The 271-nt window shown below is 34.7% G+C and carries 1 protein-coding gene; it reads right to left on the bottom strand.

The window, feature by feature from the left end; all coding sequences use genetic code 11:
- Positions 1 to 21: 21 nt before the first annotated feature.
- On the bottom strand, positions 22 to 246 hold the full coding sequence (gene relB / locus RMT89_RS43165; protein WP_315889223.1) for a type II toxin-antitoxin system RelB family antitoxin: 225 nt from the start codon (positions 244 to 246) through the stop codon (positions 22 to 24).
- Between the last annotated feature and the right edge of the window lie 25 nt (positions 247 to 271).

Raw genomic sequence — 271 nt, 5'->3', positions numbered from 1 at the left:
GAAGCATAATGAACTTGATATTTAGCCATAGCGCTTCATCATTTCGTCATGAGAATATGTTTTTTGCCCATCATCGAGCCATTGTTGCATTGCTAAGTCAGCTTCTTGTATGTCATAAAGATCCTCTAACTTTTCTGCTAAAACTTGAGTGATAAACTCTGTTTTACTAATATTATGTGAACTTGTCCAAAGTGTTAATTTTTCACTTAACTCGACGGACAAGCGAATGGATGTTGGAACTGTCATAATATCGCTTCCTTTTCAATAATTA

This window comes from Streptomyces sp. P17, from assembly GCF_032436805.1.
GTDB lineage: Bacteria > Actinomycetota > Actinomycetes > Streptomycetales > Streptomycetaceae > Streptomyces.
This window is presented reverse-complemented; position numbering and strand designations above follow the sequence as displayed.